Annotated in this window: 13 protein-coding genes; 7 read left to right on the forward strand and 6 right to left on the reverse strand. The window is 68.7% G+C overall.

All coding sequences use genetic code 11. The features are described 5' to 3' along the window. Nucleotides 1-18: 18 nt before the first annotated feature. Together AWC12_RS27980 and AWC12_RS27985 are read left to right on the forward strand one after the other, a co-directional pair. Nucleotides 19-4,224 (forward strand): alpha-(1->3)-arabinofuranosyltransferase, encoded by a 4,206-nt coding sequence (locus AWC12_RS27980; RefSeq protein WP_207576499.1) that lies wholly within the window; start codon nucleotides 19-21, stop codon nucleotides 4,222-4,224. Between the two features lies 1 nt (nucleotide 4,225). Then, a complete protein-coding gene (locus AWC12_RS27985) occupies nucleotides 4,226-5,710 on the forward strand; it encodes an AMP-binding protein (RefSeq protein WP_420087754.1) in 1,485 nt (494 codons plus the stop codon). Nucleotides 5,711-5,818: 108 nt separating this feature from the next. Here the strand turns inward: AWC12_RS27985 and AWC12_RS27990 are convergent, their stop codons facing one another. Beyond that, nucleotides 5,819-6,997, reverse strand: coding sequence for an acyltransferase family protein (locus AWC12_RS27990; RefSeq protein WP_110808767.1), 1,179 nt, complete (start codon nucleotides 6,995-6,997; stop codon nucleotides 5,819-5,821). A 181-nt stretch (nucleotides 6,998-7,178) separates the two neighbouring features. Between AWC12_RS27990 and pgfA the strand changes: the two genes are divergently transcribed. Then, nucleotides 7,179-8,384: a cell envelope lipid trafficking protein PgfA gene (pgfA, locus tag AWC12_RS27995; RefSeq protein WP_024445888.1), complete on the forward strand. Its 1,206-nt coding sequence runs from the start codon at nucleotides 7,179-7,181 to the stop codon at nucleotides 8,382-8,384. A gap of 20 nt (nucleotides 8,385-8,404) precedes the next feature. Next, a complete protein-coding gene (locus tag AWC12_RS28000; RefSeq protein WP_085178165.1) occupies nucleotides 8,405-10,147 on the forward strand; it encodes an MmpA family trehalose lipid delivery protein in 1,743 nt (580 codons plus the stop codon). Here AWC12_RS28000 and AWC12_RS28005 read toward each other — a convergent pair. The 3 genes from AWC12_RS28005 to AWC12_RS28015 are packed head-to-tail and all read right to left on the reverse strand — an operon-like array spanning nucleotide 10,088 to nucleotide 11,438. Beyond that, nucleotides 10,088-10,348 carry a hypothetical protein gene (locus AWC12_RS28005; protein WP_024445890.1) on the reverse strand — a complete coding sequence of 87 codons (261 nt, stop codon included), beginning with the start codon at nucleotides 10,346-10,348 and terminating at the stop codon, nucleotides 10,088-10,090. The two genes, AWC12_RS28000 and AWC12_RS28005, sit on opposite strands and share 60 nt — an antisense overlap. 11 nt (nucleotides 10,349-10,359) lie before the next feature. Further along, a complete protein-coding gene (locus tag AWC12_RS28010) occupies nucleotides 10,360-11,220 on the reverse strand; it encodes an oxygenase MpaB family protein (RefSeq protein ID WP_085178236.1) in 861 nt (286 codons plus the stop codon). Then, nucleotides 11,217-11,438: a hypothetical protein gene (locus tag AWC12_RS28015; RefSeq protein ID WP_085178166.1), complete on the reverse strand. Its 222-nt coding sequence runs from the start codon at nucleotides 11,436-11,438 to the stop codon at nucleotides 11,217-11,219. Before AWC12_RS28015 ends, AWC12_RS28010 begins: the two co-directional genes overlap by 4 nt. A 200-nt stretch (nucleotides 11,439-11,638) precedes the next feature. On the opposite strand from AWC12_RS28015, the gene AWC12_RS28020 reads away from it, so the two are divergent. Beyond that, nucleotides 11,639-12,793, forward strand: coding sequence for a cytochrome P450 (locus tag AWC12_RS28020; RefSeq protein WP_337360680.1), 1,155 nt, complete (start codon nucleotides 11,639-11,641; stop codon nucleotides 12,791-12,793). Here the strand turns inward: AWC12_RS28020 and AWC12_RS28025 are convergent. Then, nucleotides 12,768-13,994 carry a glycosyltransferase family 4 protein gene (locus AWC12_RS28025; RefSeq protein ID WP_085178168.1) on the reverse strand — a complete coding sequence of 409 codons (1,227 nt, stop codon included), beginning with the start codon at nucleotides 13,992-13,994 and terminating at the stop codon, nucleotides 12,768-12,770. The genes AWC12_RS28020 and AWC12_RS28025 overlap by 26 nt on opposite strands. Before the next feature lie 36 nt (nucleotides 13,995-14,030). On the opposite strand from AWC12_RS28025, the gene AWC12_RS28030 reads away from it, so the two are divergent. Further along, nucleotides 14,031-14,798, forward strand: a complete 768-nt coding sequence (locus AWC12_RS28030) for a class I SAM-dependent methyltransferase (protein ID WP_085178169.1) — start codon at nucleotides 14,031-14,033, stop codon at nucleotides 14,796-14,798. A 54-nt stretch (nucleotides 14,799-14,852) separates the two neighbouring features. After that, nucleotides 14,853-16,328 carry an aldehyde dehydrogenase gene (locus AWC12_RS28035; RefSeq protein WP_085178170.1) on the forward strand — a complete coding sequence of 492 codons (1,476 nt, stop codon included), beginning with the start codon at nucleotides 14,853-14,855 and terminating at the stop codon, nucleotides 16,326-16,328. 70 nt (nucleotides 16,329-16,398) lie between these two features. Here AWC12_RS28035 and AWC12_RS28040 read toward each other — a convergent pair whose 3' ends face one another. Further along, complete coding sequence (locus tag AWC12_RS28040; protein WP_085178171.1) at nucleotides 16,399-16,794, reverse strand: YybH family protein; 396 nt, start codon at nucleotides 16,792-16,794, stop codon at nucleotides 16,399-16,401. Nucleotides 16,795-16,828: the final 34 nt, after the last annotated feature.

Genomic DNA, 16,828 nt, shown 5'->3' on the forward strand with positions numbered 1-16,828 from the left:
CTGCCTGCCGACACTGAACTGAGCGTCCGGCCGCTGTCACGTCGTTGGCTGTGGCTTGCCAGCGCGGCGGCGCTGGCCCTGACCTTCGCCCAGTCACCGGGTCAGATCTCGCCGGACACCAAGCTCGATCTCACCGCCAATCCGCTGCGCTTCCTCGCCCGCGCGTTCAATCTGTGGAACAGCGACTTGCCGTTCGGGCAAGCGCAGAACCAGGCCTACGGCTACCTCTTCCCGCACGGCACGTTCTTTCTGGCCGGTGATGTTCTCGGCCTGCCCGGCTGGGTGACGCAGCGCCTGTGGTGGGCGCTGATCCTGGTGGTCGGGTTCTGGGGCGTGCTGCGAGTGGCCGAAGCGCTCGGCATCGGGACCACCACGTCGCGGGTCGTCGGAGCCATGGCATTTGCGCTGTCGCCGCGCGTGCTGACGACGCTGGGCGCGATTTCCTCCGAGACGCTGCCGATGATGCTGGCGCCGTGGGTGCTGCTGCCGGTGATCCTTGCCCTCAGGGGTGATCCCCGGGTGCGCCTGCTGGCGGCCCGTTCGGCGTTGGCGATCGCGTTGATGGGCGCGGTGAATGCGGTCGCGACGCTGAGCGCGTGCCTGTGCGCCGCGGTGTGGCTGCTGTGCCATCGGCCCAACCGCACGTGGTGGCGTTTCGTGGCGTGGTGGCTTCAGTGTGTGGCGCTCGCGGTGACCTGGTGGGTGGTGGCGCTGCTGCACCTGGGGCGGATCAGCCCGCCGTTCCTCGATTTCATCGAGTCCTCGGGTGTCACGACCCAGTGGATGTCGCTGACGGAGATGTTGCGCGGCACCGGGGCGTGGACGCCGTATGTGGCACCGACGGCGACCGCGGGCGCCCAGCTGGTGACCGGTTCGGTCGCGGTGCTCGCCACGACTCTGGTGGCCGCGGGCGGTCTCGCAGGCCTCGCGCTGACCCGGATGCCGGCCAGAGGCCGGCTGATCACGATGCTGCTCGTCGGGGTCGTGTTGCTCGGCGCCGGATACTCGGGCGGCCTCGGGTCGCCGATAGCCCATGCGGTGCAGGCGTTTCTGGACGCGGACGGCACACCGCTGCGCAACCTGCACAAGCTCGAGCCGCTGCTTCGGCTCCCCCTCACGTTGGGCCTGGCTCACCTGCTGGGACGTATCCCGCTGCCGGGCAGCGCGCCGACACGGGTGTGGCGTGATGCGTTCGCCCACCCCGAGAACGACAAGCGCGTCGCGGTCGGCATCGTGCTGCTGTCGGCGCTCACCGCGGCGACGGCGCTGGCCTGGACGGGGCGGCTCACTCCACCCGGGGCATTCGACGCGATCCCGCCGTACTGGCATGACACCGCGCAATGGCTGGACGACAACAACTCCGGCGGCCGGGTGCTCGTCGCACCCGGCGCCCCGTTCGCCACGCAGATCTGGGGCAACAGCCACGATGAACCCCTGCAGGTCCTCGGGGACAGCGCGTGGGGCGTGCGCGATTCGATACCGCTGACTCCGCCCGAGACGATCCGCGCGCTGGACTCGGTGCAACGGTTGTTCGCTGCTGGCCGGCCCTCCGACGGCCTCGCCGACACCCTTGCCCGGCAGGGTATCTCGTATGTCGTGGTGCGCAATGACCTCGACCCCGACACGTCGCGGTCGGCCCGCCCCATCCTGGTGCACCGCGCGATCGACGGCTCTCCGGGACTGACGAAGGTCGCCGAGTTCGGCAATCCGGTCGGGCCGGGAGCGCTGGAGGGTTTCGTCGCCGACAGCGGGCTGCGACCCCGTTACCCGGCAGTCGAGATCTACCGGGTCGACACCGCGACGGAACCGATGAAACCCTATGTGGCCCAGTCCGACACCATGGCGCGGGTGGACGGCGGACCGGAGTCCCTACTGCGTCTCGACGAGCGGCGCAGACTCTCCGGCCAACCACCGTTGGGCCCGATGCTGTTGACGCAGGACGCCTTACGCGCAGGGCTACCCGCTCCGCTGGTGACGGTCACCGACACCCCGACAGCACGCGAAACCGATTACGGTCGGGTCGACGATCATTCATCGGCGATTCGCGGGCCCGACGACACTCGCAACACCTTCAACAGGGTGCCCGACTATCCGTCCAACGGCGCCGATCCCGTCTACGGCCGGTGGGATGGCGGACGGATCACGGTCTCCAGTGCCGCGTCGGATTCGACGGCGTTGCCCAATGTTTCGCCGTCGTCGGGGCCTGCGTCGGCGATCGACGGCGACTCCTCCACGAGCTGGGTGTCCAACTCGCTGCAGACCGCGCTGGGCCAGTGGCTGCAGGTCGACTTCGACCATCCGGTCACCAACGCCACCCTGACCATCACCCCGAGTGCGACCGCGGTCGGCGCGCAGGTGCGGCGGCTCGAGGTGTCGACGGTCAACGGGACGACCACCGTCAGGTTCGACGAGGCAGGGAAACCGGTGACCGTCGCGCTGCCCTACGGCGAATCGCCGTGGGTGCGGATCACCGCAACGGGGACCGACGACGGTTCACCCGGTGTGCAGTTCGGCCTCACCGACATCAACGTCACGCAGTATGACGCGAACGGGTTCGCCCACCCGGTGACTCTGCGGCACACCGTCGACGTTCCTGGCCCGCCTGCGGATGCGGTTGTTGCGCAATGGGATTTGGGGTCTGAGCTACTGGGCCGCGCCGGATGCGCCGAGAGCCCGACCGGCACCCGGTGCTCGGCGGCGATGGCGCTGGCCGCCGAGGAACCGGTGAACCTGAGCAGGACGCTGACGGTTCCGGAGCCGACGCCGGTGACGCCGACGGTGTGGGTGCGGGCCCGGCAGGGACCGAATCTGGCCGATCTCATCGCGCAGCCGGATACGACGCGGGCAGCCGGTGACAGTGATGCGATCGACGTGCTGGGTTCGGCCTATGCCGCCACCGACGGCGACCCCGGCACGTCCTGGACCGCGCCGCAGCGCACGGTGCAGCCGCGCACCCCGCCTTCGCTGACCCTCACCCTGCCCAGCCCGCGCACCGTCTCGTCGATCCGTGTCACGCCGAGTTCGTCGCCGCTGCCCGCCCACCCGACCATGATCGCCGTCGACCTCGGCGACGGTCCGCAGGTGCGGCGCATGACCGCGGGAACCGAGACGTTCTCCCTCCATCCGCATGTCACGGACTCGATCAGAGTGTGGTTGCTCGACTGGGACGACGTGATCGACCGCACCGCACTGGGTTTCGATCAGCTCAAGCCGCCGGGCCTGGCGGAGATCGTCGCGCTGGACGAGCGCGGCGCCCCCATCGGCGCGGCGGACGCCGCGACCAACCGGGATCGCACGGTGAGCCTGCCCTGCGGGCGTGGACCTGTCATCGGCGTAGCCGGGGAGTTCGTGCAGACTGCGGTGACGACCACGGTCGGTGATCTGCTGGAAGGCCGACCCATCCCGGCACGCCCCTGTCGCGTCGCACCGATCTCGCTCCCGGTCGGTCAGCAGGAGCTGCTCATCAGCCCGGGGCCCGCGCTGATCGTCGACGGCGTCCAGCTGGCCACTCCGCGCGCCGATGAAGTCCGCCCGGCCACAACGTCTTCCGTTGCCGTCACCCGGTGGAGTAATGACCACCGCGAGGTGACCGTCGGCCCGTCGGAACAGTCCCGGATCCTCGTCGTCCCGGAGAGCGTCAACCCCGGCTGGGTCGCGCGCGACGACGCGGGGACCATGCTGACACCGGTCACGGTCAACGGCTGGCAGCAGGGCTGGGTGGTGGCCGCCGGCGACGGAGGCACCGTCACGTTGAATTTCGCGTCGAACGCGACCTACCGCGCCGGCCTCATCGGCGGCCTGGCCCTCCTGCCGCTACTCGTCGCCCTGGCGTTCGTCCCGGCGCGCCGCACCGGAGACGACTACGGCCCCGCGCGCCCGTGGCAGCCCCACCCGCTGTCGATCGGTGCGGCGACAGTCTCTGCAGCGCTGGTCATCTCGGGCTTCACCGGCGCTCTCCTCGCGCTCGTGGCCCTCGCCGTCCGATACCTGCTGCGTCGCCGCGACAGGATCCGCGACGCAGCAACGGTGGGTACGGCGGCCTTTGGTCTGATCCTGGCCGGCGCCGTCCTGAGCCAGTATCCGTGGCGCTCGGTCGACGGATACCTCGGGCACTCTGCCGGCGTGCAGTTGCTGGCGCTGCTGTCGGTGCTGGCCGTGGCGATGTCGACGGTGACCTTCGCCGAACCGCGTCGCGCGCCGCGCGGTGACGACAAAGATGGCTGACATGACAGCCACCGGCACCGATGCGCCCGTAGCTCCGATCGGCACGCAGGTCTCGGCGCTCGCCGCGAAGGCGCCCGATGCCCCCGCAGTCACCTGCGCCGCGGTGACCGTCAACCGAGCAGACCTGGACACCACGACCAACCGGGTGGCGCGCGGCTTTGCCTCGCTCGGGGTCGGTGTCGGCGACTACGTCACCATCGTGCTGCCGAACTCACTGGACTGGGTGTTCGCGGTACTTGCATGCTGGAAACTCGGCGCGGTGCCACAGCCGCTGTCGGCACGGCTGCCCGACGCGGAGCTGGCCGCGCTGCTGGAGTTGCGGCGCCCGGCACTGCTGGTCGGACGACACGACCCCACCGGCGTGACACCCTGCACGGCAATGGATCTGGCCGCCGAGTTCGCCGGCTTTCCTGCCGACGCGCTTCCCGAGGCGGTGTCACCGGTGTGGAAGTCGATGGCCTCGGGTGGGAGTACCGGACGGCCGAAGCTGATCGAGGCCGGCAACAACAGCCGGGTTCCGCCTGCCATCGGCTACCCGTTGGGCGCGCAGGACGGCGACGTGAACCTGATCTCGGTTCCGTTGAGCCACAACACCGGATTCACCACGTTCGCCATCGGCGTGCTGCAGGGCCACCACCTCGTGGTGATGCCGCGATTCGAACCGCGCGAGTTCCTGCGGCTGGTCACCGAGCACCGGGTGACGTTCCTGGCGACGGTCCCGACGATCATGCAGCGGCTGCTGCCTGTCTACCGGGCGCAACCGGATGCCTATGACCTGTCGTCGATCCGCCGGTTCTGGCACCTGGCGGCGCCGTGCCCGCCCGCCGTCAAGCAGGCCTGGATCGAGATCCTCGGCCCTGCCTCGGTGTGGGAACTGTACGGCGGCACGGAGTTACAGGCCCTGACATTCATTTCCGGCGAGCAGTGGCTGACCCACCCCGGGTCGGTGGGCGTCGTCGTCGCCGGGGAGATGAAGGTCCTCGACGACGACGGAAACGAGTGCCCGCCCGGGGTGGTCGGCGAGATCTACATGCGGCCCGGACCTTCGGCCAGGCCGACGTACCGGTACATCGGCAGCACCGCCAAGACGCGTGACGGCTGGGACTCGCTGGGCGACCTCGGCTACTTCGACGACGAGGGTTTCCTCTACCTCAACGACCGCAGGGTCGACATGTTCACCGTCGGCGGGCGCAATGTGTACCCAGCCGAGATCGAGTCGGCGTTGGCGGAGCATCCTGCGGTGCTGTCGAGCCTGGTGGTGGGCCTGCCCGACGGGGATCTGGGTCAGGTGCCGCACGCGATCGTGCAGGCCGACGGTCTCGACGAAGCGGGCGTCGTCGCCTTTCTGGCCGAGCGGATCGCCGGCTACAAGCTGCCGCGGTCGGTGGAGTTCGTCGACCGCCCGTTGCGAGACGATGCGGGCAAGGCGCGTCGGTCGGCGGTCCGCGACGAGGTGATCGCGCGGCGGGCCGCGCAGTCCAGCTAGAGCGCGGCGGGCCGCGCAATCGGACTAGAGCGCGGCGCACCGATCGCCGAAACTGCATTCCGCGCGGTCATTTCCGCGGAACGGCCGCGCGGAATGCAGTTTCGGCGGTTACTGGGCGCGGGCGGGCTCAATCTGGTTGTCGACCGACGAGTCCAGCGGTGTCGGATCGTTGCGGCGCTCCCAGCGCCGCAACGCATTCCGGCAGGGCGATTCCACGAGGGCGTAGCTGACCGCAGCGATGGCGAAACCGAAAACCACCGTCAGCATCAGCACGACCGTGAAATGCCCGTTGAACGCGAACTCCCCGATGATCGGAAACACCATCGCCAACGCCGCCAGATGCCACACGAACAGTCCGTAGGACCAGCGGCCCAGCGTCACCATGATCGGACTGCCCAGGATCCGGTGCGAGGTGTCGAGGCGGTCGAGCACCAGAGGCGCCAGCAGCGCGCCCGCGACGACAGCTCCCATCGCGGTCTTCAACGTCACCTGCCCGATCGAGCCGGGGTGCAGTCCTTCGCGCCCCGCCAACGGGGACGCCGCGATCAGGAACGCCGTCAGCGCGATCAGCGCCATCAGCACCCGTCGCCGCGCCAGCCGGTGCGCCCGCCCCACCGGGCTGACCGTCAGTTCTGCCAGCACCATCCCGGCGGCGAACCAGGAGAAGAAGGCGGGCGGCCAGTTCCACAGGTTGTGCCCGGACGCCCCGTCGAACGGAATACGCACCCAGAACAGGCTCGCCACCGCGACGGCCACGATCGCGGGGATCCTGGCCCGGACGGGGAGACGGCGGGCCAGCAGCGCCAGCAGCGGCAGCGCCAGATAGAAGCTCATCTCGACCGACAGGCTCCACATCTGCGTAAGACCTGCTGTCAACGTCAACGGCACATAGATCTGGGTCAGCGTCAGGTTGGCCAGCCACACCGTGAAGTCGGCCTTCACCTCGGGCAGCAGGGTCATGATCACCACGACGGCCACCAGGTAACCGGGCATGATGCGCACGATCCGCGACCGCAGATAGTGGCCCGTCGACGGACGTGAGCGCAGCCCGCGTGCGGCGGCGGCGTGGCCGCGCCACAGCAGGAACCCCGAGAGCGCGAAGAACACCGCGACCGCAAGATCGAAACGACCGAGGATCCGGCCGGTGATGCCACCGGACATGCCGGTCTGGAACGCGACGTGGGTGACGACCACTCCGACAGCCGCGCACGCGCGCAGACCCTCAACCGCGGGCAGGAACCCGCGCGTCCCGCCCACGGTGTCGTCGGCGTCCGGAGTTCCGGTCACGCCGAACAGTGTGCCCCTGACGCGCGGCCGGAGCGAAAACGGGTAGTCAGGCCGTGCCGTCGAACGCCTCGTAGTAAGCGACGACCTTAATGTCGGCTGTTAGGGTCGAACGGACTTTTGGGCGTCTGGCTGGGCGCCGCCACCGCCACGCCCGTGGCGGCGCGCGAAGGGAGACACGGTATTGAACCGCGCAGTTGCGCTGAGGATCGCCGCGTGCGGAATCATGGGCCTCGGAGCCGCCCTGCTCATCGCCGCCCTGCTGTTGTCCACCTACACCCAGGGCAAGATCGCCAAGATCCCGCTGACCATCGACACCACCCTCGTCAGCGACGGCACGGGCACCGCCTTCGACCCGGCCTCGCTGCTCGGTGAGCGGTTCGTGGTCAACGAGGACATCCCCGTGGTGATGCAGCAGCAGATGAGCGTGGAGTCGCCGTCGAACGCGGATGTCGTCACCCTGCAGGTCGGTACGTCGCTGCGGCGCTCGGATCAGCAGCAGGACAACGGTCTGCTGCTGGCGATGGTCGACACCGTGACCCTGAACCGGCAAACGGCGGAGGCGGTCTCCAGCGAGACCAACCCCGGCGGCTCGGTGCAGAAACCGCGCGCCATCGAAGACGAGAATCCGCCGACCAGCATCGCGTTGCCGCACGAGGGGCTGGCCTACCGGTTCCCGTTCGACACCGAGAAGAAGACCTACCCGTACTTCGACCCGATCGCGCAGAAGGCCTTCGACGCCAACTATTCGGGTGAAGAGGACGTCAACGGTCTGACGGCCTACAAGTTCACCCAGAACATCGGCTTCGACGCCGACGGCAAGCTCGTCGAGCCCGTCAAGTACGCCTCGCTGTACGACGACGACGCCGACGCCCAGGTGACGGCCCGCGCCGCACTGTGGGGCATCGAGGGCGATCCCGAAGAACCGATCACGATGACGCGCTACTACGCGGCGCAGCGCACCTTCTGGGTCGATCCGGTGTCGGGGACCATCGTCAAAGAAACCGACCGCGCCTACCACTACTACGCTCGCGAGGCTCTCAAGCCCGAGGTGACGTTCGTCGACTACACGGTGACGACCAACGAGGAGTCGGTCGAGTCCCAGGTGGCCGCCGCGCAGGACGAGCGCGATCGGGTGTCGCTGTGGGGCCGCATCCTGCCGATCACGTTTACCGCACTCGGGTTGGTCGCGCTCGTCGGCGGAGCCCTGCTCGGGTCGTTCAGCCTGCGTGCGGAGTCGCTGTTGATCGATCCGGGTCTCGACGACACCGGCAACCGCTTCTTCGGCGGCCGCGGCGACGAAGGTGAGCCGGTTCCCGGCGCCGAGGCCAAAACCGAGAAGCTGCCGGCGCAGCGGCCGTCCGACCTGCCGCCGGACAGACCCGTCTGATCAGGTTTTCCCGCGCGCTCATCGCGCCGGCCTACTCGCTGGCGCTGACTCTCGCCGTGACCGCGCCGCTGTTGGGGCCTGGTTACCTGCTGCTGCGCGATGCCGTGTCGACGCCGCGCTCATATCTGTCGGACGCTGCGCTCGGGCTGACACAGGCCGCACCTCGGGCGCTGCCCCAGGACTTCTTCGTCGCCACGGCGTCGACGGTCGTGGACGGCGGCGTGGTGGTGAAGGCGCTGCTGATCCTCGGTCTGTGGCTGGCCGGCTGGGGTGCCGCGCGGCTGGCCGGGGTTGTGCTGCCCGAGTCCGGGATTGCCGGCCAGTGCGTGGCCGCCACCATCGCGATCTGGAATCCCTATGTGGCAGAACGGCTTCTGCAGGGGCACTGGAGCCTGCTGGTGGGCTACGGGTGTCTGCCGTGGGTGGCGGCGACGGTTCTTTCCCTTCGTCGGGGATCGCCGAAACTGCATTCCGCGCGGGAAAACTCGCGAAAAGGCCGCATGGAATGCAGTTTCGGCAGGGTGTGCGCGCTTCTGTTCTGGCTGGCGCTGGCGGGCCTGACGCCGACCGGTCTGATGCTGGCCGCCACGATCGCCATGGCCTGCGCACTGGCCCCGGGGGCGGGGCGTCCCCGCTGGTGGTGCGCCGGGCTGAGCTTGGGTGCTGCAGTGACGGCGGCGCTGCCATGGCTGCTGGCCTCGGCGCTGTCGGGCGGGTGGGCGCCGGATCAGTCGGCGGGCGTGGCGGCATTCGCGGCGCGGGCCGAACCCGGGCTGGCCACCTTCGGCAGCCTCGCCAGCCTGGGTGGCATCTGGAACGCCGACGCGGTGCCGCCCTCGCGGACAACGCTTTTCGCGGTGGTCTCGGCGGTCGTCCTGGTGGGGATCGTCGTCGTCGGTGCTCCTCAGCTGCTGCGCAGACGCGCCGCCGCGCCGCTGGTGATCGTGGCAGTACTCGCCGTGGTGGTGCCCGCGCTGATGGCCACGGGCCCCGGCCTCTCATTGGTCGAGGCGATGATCGACGCCGTGCCGGGCCTCGGCGTGATCCGCGACGGCCAGAAGTGGGTGGCGTTGGCGATGCCGGCGTACGCCCTCGGCGGGGCCGCCGCCATCCTGACGGTGCGGCCCCGGGTGCCCGCTCTGGCTACGGCCGCAGTGTGCTGCGCCGCGCTGATCGCGACGCTGCCCGACCTGGCGTGGGGTGTCGGCGGACGCGTGTCGCCGGTCGCCTATCCCACGGGCTGGACTGCCGCCGCGGCCGTCGTCAACGCCGACCCCGCGCCTGTCGCGGTCCTTCCTGTCGACAGCATGCGCCAATTCCGTTGGGCCGGCGAGGCTCCCGTGCTGGATCCGCTGCCTCGCTGGGTACGCGCCGACGTGCTCGGCACCGGTGACCTGACCATCGGCGGGGTCACCGTGCCGGGCGACGGCAGCCGCGCCCGGGCAATTCAGCAGATGCTGACAACGGGGGCGGCACGAGACGAACTCGCAGCGGCCGGTGTCGGCTGGGTGGTGGTCGAGAACCCAGGAGGGGCACCCGATCTGGCACTGCCGGTCGCCTTCCGCGACGACGATCTCGCCGTCTACCGCGTCGGCGGCGACACCCCGGGTTCACCACACCGTGGCATCATGCTCGGCGCGCATGCGGTCTGGCTTGGTCAGCTGCTTCTCGGGCTCCTCGGGATGACGGTCGCGCGTCTGCGGTCACGTCACGCACACCGACGGCACGAGGACATGCAGCGGCCACAGAGCGGCGACCAATAGGTAGGCCGCCATGCCGCCGCCGGCGGGAATTTCGCCGGCCAGCAGATCTTCGAGCCGGCGCACCTCGTCGGCATGGAAGAAGGCCCACACCAAGCCCAGGGTGACGTACGGGATCAGCAGCCACAGCCCGAACTCGACCATGCCGCCGACGGACACCCGCTTGCTCAGCCCACGGCGGGTCGCGGTGCGCACACTCGGCATAGCGCTCTCCCTCAGACCAGCTGGCGTTGCCGTCGGACGCGGTTGCGGACGTCGGCGAGCAGCACGTAGCTGCCGCCCTGCCGGATGAAGCCCGGCAGGAATCGGTTGACGAATGCCACGAACAGGAACAGCCGCTCGAAAAGGCGCTGCCGGGTTCGGCCCCACCGCACCCCGAGGGCGTCGCGGAACACCGGTGCCAGAAAGCCTGCCGTCAAGAACTTCAGCAGCGGCCGAAACGGAAGCGCCAGAATCGGATTGATCATCCGCAAGTTGAGCAGGTCGGTGAGGTAGGACCGCACGACGTCGTCCATCGACACCTGCAGGCACGCGGTGTCCCAGTAGTCGTCGAACTCGGCCCGAGTGGGTGGCCACTGCTCTTCGGTGACCTGCAGCGTGGTCCCCAGCGTCCAGGCCGACCGGTAGAACTGCTCGGCCTGCTCCTCGGTCATCGGTCCGCGCAACAGCTGATAGGTGTCCTCTAGCCCGACGAAAAGGCATGCCGCCACCCACATCTGGAGATCGCGGTCGAAAGCATTGTAGGAGACCGGGCTCGACGGATCGGACTTCACATGCCGATGCACCTCGTTGACGGCGGCGCGGAATGCCGCCCGGTCGTCGTCGGTGCCGAGGATCGCGACCGCAAGGTACTGGAACGTCGTGCGGGCCCGCTTCCAAGGATGCTTCATCAGATTGCCGGAGTCGACCTTGCTCTCGACGACTCCGTGCCCCACGCCGGGGCGCGACAGCTGCATGATCACGTTGGCCGCTCCGGCGGCGAACGACCAGAAGTCCATGGCGTCGGCGACCTGCACCGGATCGTCGGTCCAGCGCGCGGTGCGCCGCGTGATGTTAATGCGATTGCGATTGGTCATGGGCATACGTCCGTGAACAGCAGGATGGGCCAGAAGAGCACCGAACCGATGAACACGGCCGCCTTAGCCGCACCGTCGGCATGCTCGATGTACTCGGGCCGGAACACCGAGAACAGCAGGCCGATTACACCGTACGGCGCTGCGAGCATCAGCCCGGCGCCGAACCACTCTGCCAGCGTCATCTCGTAGTCCATGATCCGGCGCACTGGGGTCAGCATGTCGGATATGTTAATGACCGTTCGGCTTGATGTCCGTCGTATCAGAACACCGTCGACGAGCTTTTCGATTCCCGACTCACTGCGTTGCACCGGTACTAGAGTTCGCACCGAGCCGGGAGGTAGTCGTGCCCAACACCACGCCAGACGCGATCACGGTCGGCGGTGCCGATCTCACCGATCCCGACACGTACCTCGCCGGAATGCCCTACGACGCCTTCCGGGAACTGCGGCACCGAGCACCCGTCGCATGGCACCCGTACGGCGATAAACCCGGATTCTGGGCGCTCACCCGTCACGACGACATCTACGCCGTCTCCCGCGACAGCGAGACGTGGTCCTCGCAGAACACAGGCGTCTTCATCGACGTCCCGGCACCCGACGAGGCCTACCAGCTGGCGTTGATGATGCTGACGATGGATTCGCCGCGGCACACCGCACTGCGGGCGCTGATCAGCCGCGGATTCACGTCGAGGCACGTGGCTCGATTGAGCGCGCGCACCGCGGACATGGCCCGCGACATCGTCGACAACGCCATGGAGCGCGGTGAATGCGAGTTCGTCGGCGATGTGGCCGGCGCGCTGCCGTCCTATGTGATCGCCGAACTGCTGGGCATCCCGCTCGACGACGGCCGGGCGCTCTACGCACTCACCGAGATCATGAACACCCGCACGATGGGTGATCCCGAGCTGATCGACGCGCAGGTGCGGCTGTTCGAGTACGCCACCGAACTTGCGGCAGGCAAGCGCGCGAACCCTGTCGACGACATCGCCACCGCACTGCTGCACGCCGAGGTGGATGGCAAGCGGCTCACCGACCTCGAATTCAACCTGTTCTTCATGCTGTTGCTCAACGCGGGCGGGGACACCACCCGAAACCTGGTCGCCGCAGGAACTCTCGCTCTGATCGAACATCCTGATCAGTGGGCCCGGCTGGCGGCAGATCCGTCGCTGATGCCGACGGCGATCGAGGAGATGCTGCGCTGGACCAGCCCGGTGACTGTCTTCACGCGCACTGCCATGCGCGACACGAGCATGCGAGGCACCGCGATCCGGAAAGGGCAGCGGGTGGCGATGTTCTACCCGTCGGCCAATCGAGACGAGGACCACTTCACCGAACCCGACAGGTTCGACATCGGCCGCACGCCGAATCAACATCTGGCTTTCGGCGGCGGCGGAACCCACTTCTGCCTCGGCGCCAGCCTCGCCAGGGTCGAGGCTGCGGCGATCTTCCGCGAAATAGTCACCCGTACACAGGGAATCGAACTCGCCGGGCCGGTCGAAAGGGTGCGGTCGGTGTTGATGAACGGCATCCACTCGATGCCGGTGCGGCTCACCCCTGCTGCAGTGCCCGCATAGGTCTGTCGAGGACACCGCTGGTCAGGTGGCCGGCCCGCACAGTCTCCAGCACCGCACGCATCGCCTCGGCGCTCTGCTCCCACGAGAACTCGCCGCTGCGTAGTTGCGCTTTGACACCGAGCTGTTCGCGCAGCATGTCGTCGGTGAGGAGCCGCTCCAGCCCGTCCACCAACTCCGGGAGTCCGTCGACGAGCATGCCCGTCACCCCGTCGACGATCGAGTCCGTCAATCCACCCGAGGAGCGGTAACCGATGGTGGGTACGCCGTGCTGGGCCGCCTCGACAACCGCGAGCCCCCAGCCTTCCTTGCGGGAGGGCAGCACGTGCACCCAACTGCGCTGAAGCACCGCATGTTTGGTGTCGTGGTCGACGTGGCCGTGAAAGGTGACCGCGTCGGTGATGCCCAGCCGGGCGGCGTGGTCGACGAGCTTCTGCGACCACCAGCCGCCCCCGAGGACGTCGAGGTGCAGATCGGGTACCCGGGTGCGCAACTGGGCGATGGCGTCGAGCGCGTCCTCGATCTGCTTGTGGGGCACCAATCGAGACAGCACGACGACGCGCGGGGTCGCCGAGCGGGGAAAGGCCAGCGAGCTCTCGGGTGCCGCGTCCACCCCGTTGCGCACCACCGCGACGTGGTCGGGGTGTACACCGAGAAGCGTGAGGTCCCGGGCCGAGGGCAGAGACACCGTGACGTACTGGTTGCGCCGGTGCGCGCGCGGAGACAGCCAGGATTCGACGAACCATCCGATACGGCTCATCACCGGACCGGCGACGGGCCATTGCTCGCGGTGACAGTGGTGGACCAGTACGACCGTCCCCCTGCCGTAGGCGAGCCGGGACAGGAACGGCAGACCGTTCTGGGTGTCCACGACGACGTCGGGGCGCACATGGCGCATCGGACCGAGCCCGATGCGCGCCGCGACCATGGCCAGCCCCGCCCTTATGTACACCGAATAGGGACCGCCGCGACGCTGGATCTCCACGCCGTCGACGATTTCGCGACGCGCGGCGCCGGGGTAACGCGCCGTGCGCAGCGTGACGCGGGTGCCCGACGCGGCGAGTTGAGCGCCGATCCGCTGCAGGTAGGTCTCGCTGCCGCCGCCCTGGGGATGGCCGGTGTCGCGCCAGCACAGCAGCAGCACCGAGCGCACGGAGGCCTGCGCACGCGAGGAGCAATCAGGCAGGCGGGAGGGGTCAGACATCCCGGTCAGCCTAACCGCCCTGCGTAGGGTGACCGGGTGGTCGCTACCGATCTGTTCGCCCGGCGGGCGACTCTGACGCGGTCGCTGCGGTTGTTGTCGGCGTTCCGGTTCGAGCGCAGCGACCCCGACCGGTTCTACGGCCCCCTGGCCGACGACACCGTCGACATGGTTGCCGACCTGTGGCGCTCGACGACCCGAACCGATCCCCGCGATGTGACGGTGCTCGACGTCGGCGGTGGCCCCGGATACTTCGCCACCGCGTTCACCGAGGCCGGCATGCGCTACATCGGCGTGGAGCCCGACCCGAGGGAGATGCACTCGGCCGCTCCTCGCACGCACAGCAGGGCCGGGACGTTCGTCAGAGCCTCGGGCATGTCATTGCCATTCGCCGATGGCAGCGTGGACGTCTGCCTGTCGTCCAATGTCGCCGAGCACGTGGCGCACCCGTGGCGTCTCGGCGACGAGATGCTGCGGGTGACGCGGCCCGGCGGGCTGGTCGTGCTGTCCTACACGGTGTGGCTCGGGCCGTTCGGCGGCCACGAAATGGGGCTCACGCACTATCTCGGCGGACGCCGGGCAGCCGAGCGGTACACCCGCAGGCACGGCCATCGGCCCAAGAACGACTACGGCTCGTCGTTGTTCGCCGTCCACGCGCGCGACGGCCTGCGCTGGGCGAAAGGCACCGGCGCCATGCTCGCCGCATTTCCTCGCTACCACCCGCGATGGGCCTGGGGACTGACCAAGGTGCCCGCCCTTCGCGAATTCACCGTGAGCAATCTGGTGGTCGTGCTCAGCCCGTCCTGATCTCCCGACTGCAACAGGTTCTCGTTTCTGTCTACTGTCGGTACTGTGACCGGTATGACATCCAGCACTGCCTTCAAGACCCAATGGGACAAGCTGTTCATCGGCGGCAAGTGGGTCGAGCCGGCCACCTCGGACGTGATCGAGGTGCACTCCCCCGCCACCGGCGAGCTGGTCGGCAAGGTCCCGCTCGCGTCGGCCGCCGACGTCGACGCCGCGTGCGCTGCCGCTCGCAAGGCCTTCGACGAGGGCCCGTGGCCCCATATGTCTCCCGCCGAGCGCGCCGAGGTGCTCGGCCGCGCCGTCAAGATCATGGAAGAGCGCGCAGAAGAGCTGAAGTTCCTACTGGCCGCCGAGACGGGCCAGCCGCCGACGATCGTCGACATGATGCAGTACGGCGCCGCGATGTCGGCGTTCAACTACTTCGTCGGCGCGGCCGACAAGTTCCAGTGGCAGGACATCCGCGACGGCGTCTACGGCCAGACGTTGGTCGTCAAGGAGCCCATCGGCGTCGTCGGCGCGGTGACCGCCTGGAACGTCCCGTTCTTCCTGGCCGCCAACAAGCTGGGGCCCGCCCTGCTCGCCGGCTGCACCGTCGTGCTCAAGCCCGCCGCCGAGACCCCGCTGTCGGTGTTCGCGATGGCCGAGGCGTTCGCCGAGGCCGGCCTTCCCGAGGGTGTGCTCTCCATCGTGCCCGGCGGTCCGGAGACCGGCCGCGCGCTGACAGCCAACCCGGAGCTCGACAAGTTCACCTTCACCGGCAGCTCCGGCGTCGGTAAGGAGATCGGCAAGCTGGCAGCCGAGAAGCTCAAACCGTGCACGCTGGAGCTGGGCGGCAAGTCGGCCGCGATCATCCTCGAAGACGCCGACCTGGACTCGACGCTGCCGATGCTGGTGTTCTCCGGCCTGATGAACTGCGGGCAGGCCTGCGTGGGGCAGACCCGCATCCTGGCGCCGCGGTCGCGCTACGACGAGGTCGTCGAGAAATTGTCCGCGGCCGTGGCCGCCATGCCGATCGGTCTTCCCGACGATGCCGGCGCCATGATCGGCCCGCTGATCTCTGAGAAGCAGCGCGACCGCGTCGAGGGCTACATCAAGAAGGGCGTCGAGGAAGGCGCCCGCCTCGTCACCGGCGGCGGCCGCCCCGAGGGACTCGACAGCGGCTGGTTCGTCCAGCCGACCGTCTTCGCCGACGTCGACAACTCGATGACGATCGCCCAGGAGGAGATCTTCGGGCCGGTGCTGGCCGTGATCGCCTACGAGGACGAGGACGACGCCGTGCGCATCGCCAACGACTCGGTCTACGGCCTCGCCGGTTCGGTGTACACCACCGACAACGACAAGGCACTGAAGATCGCCCGCAGGATCCGCACCGGCACCTACGCGGTCAACATGTACGCGTTCGACCCGGGCGCACCGTTCGGCGGCTACAAGAACTCGGGCATCGGACGCGAGAACGGCCCCGAGGGCATCGCCGCCTACACCGAACCCAAGAGCATCCTGCTGCCGTTCGGCTACACCCCCTCCACCTGATCCCTCGCCGAGCAGACGCAAACTCACACGAAATGGCCTCGGCCAGTGCGAGTTTGCGTCTACTCGCGTTTCAGGGCAGCGGGAACGAGTGGTGCTCGTGGGCGATCAGCCACGCGCCGTCCACCTTGCGCAGCCCGAGGGTGACGCGTAGCCGGTGGTCAGGCTTGGCGGCGAGCTCCTCGGGCCTGCCGCACCGGAGCAGGGCGCGGGCGAATGCCACATCGCTGCCGGAGGTGACGTCGAGCTCGACGAGCTCGAAGACCGCTCCGCTCGCGATGAACTCGAAGAACGGCGGCCAACTGTCCCGGTACGCCGCGAGCCCCCTGACGCCGTTCTGCGGCGGCGGGACATCGAACATCACGATGTCGTCGGTATGGGCGGCGACGACGCCGTCGAGATCGCGTGATCGGACGGCCTCGATCCACCGCTCGACGACGGCACGGATTTCGGTCTGGTCATCGGTCATGTGTGTTGCGACCTCCGCCGCCCGCCGAACTCAT

This window comes from Mycolicibacterium iranicum (assembly GCF_002101705.1).
Classification (GTDB): Bacteria; Actinomycetota; Actinomycetes; order Mycobacteriales; family Mycobacteriaceae; genus Mycobacterium; species Mycobacterium iranicum.

Bases quoted from the DNA above. Each gene is read 5' to 3' on its own strand.
- AWC12_RS27985 (WP_420087754.1), top strand. From the start codon at position 4,226: ATGACAGCCACCGGCACCGATGCGCCCGTAGCTCCGATCGGCACGCAG.
- AWC12_RS28005 (WP_024445890.1), bottom strand. From the start codon at position 10,348: ATGCCGAGTGTGCGCACCGCGACCCGCCGTGGGCTGAGCAAGCGGGTG.
- AWC12_RS28010 (WP_085178236.1), bottom strand. From the start codon at position 11,220: ATGACCAATCGCAATCGCATTAACATCACGCGGCGCACCGCGCGCTGG.
- AWC12_RS28015 (WP_085178166.1), bottom strand. From the start codon at position 11,438: ATGCTGACCCCAGTGCGCCGGATCATGGACTACGAGATGACGCTGGCA.
- AWC12_RS28020 (WP_337360680.1), top strand. From the start codon at position 11,639: ATGCCCTACGACGCCTTCCGGGAACTGCGGCACCGAGCACCCGTCGCA.
- AWC12_RS28025 (WP_085178168.1), bottom strand. From the start codon at position 13,994: ATGTCTGACCCCTCCCGCCTGCCTGATTGCTCCTCGCGTGCGCAGGCC.
- AWC12_RS28035 (WP_085178170.1), top strand. From the start codon at position 14,853: ATGACATCCAGCACTGCCTTCAAGACCCAATGGGACAAGCTGTTCATC.
- AWC12_RS28040 (WP_085178171.1), bottom strand. From the start codon at position 16,794: ATGACCGATGACCAGACCGAAATCCGTGCCGTCGTCGAGCGGTGGATC.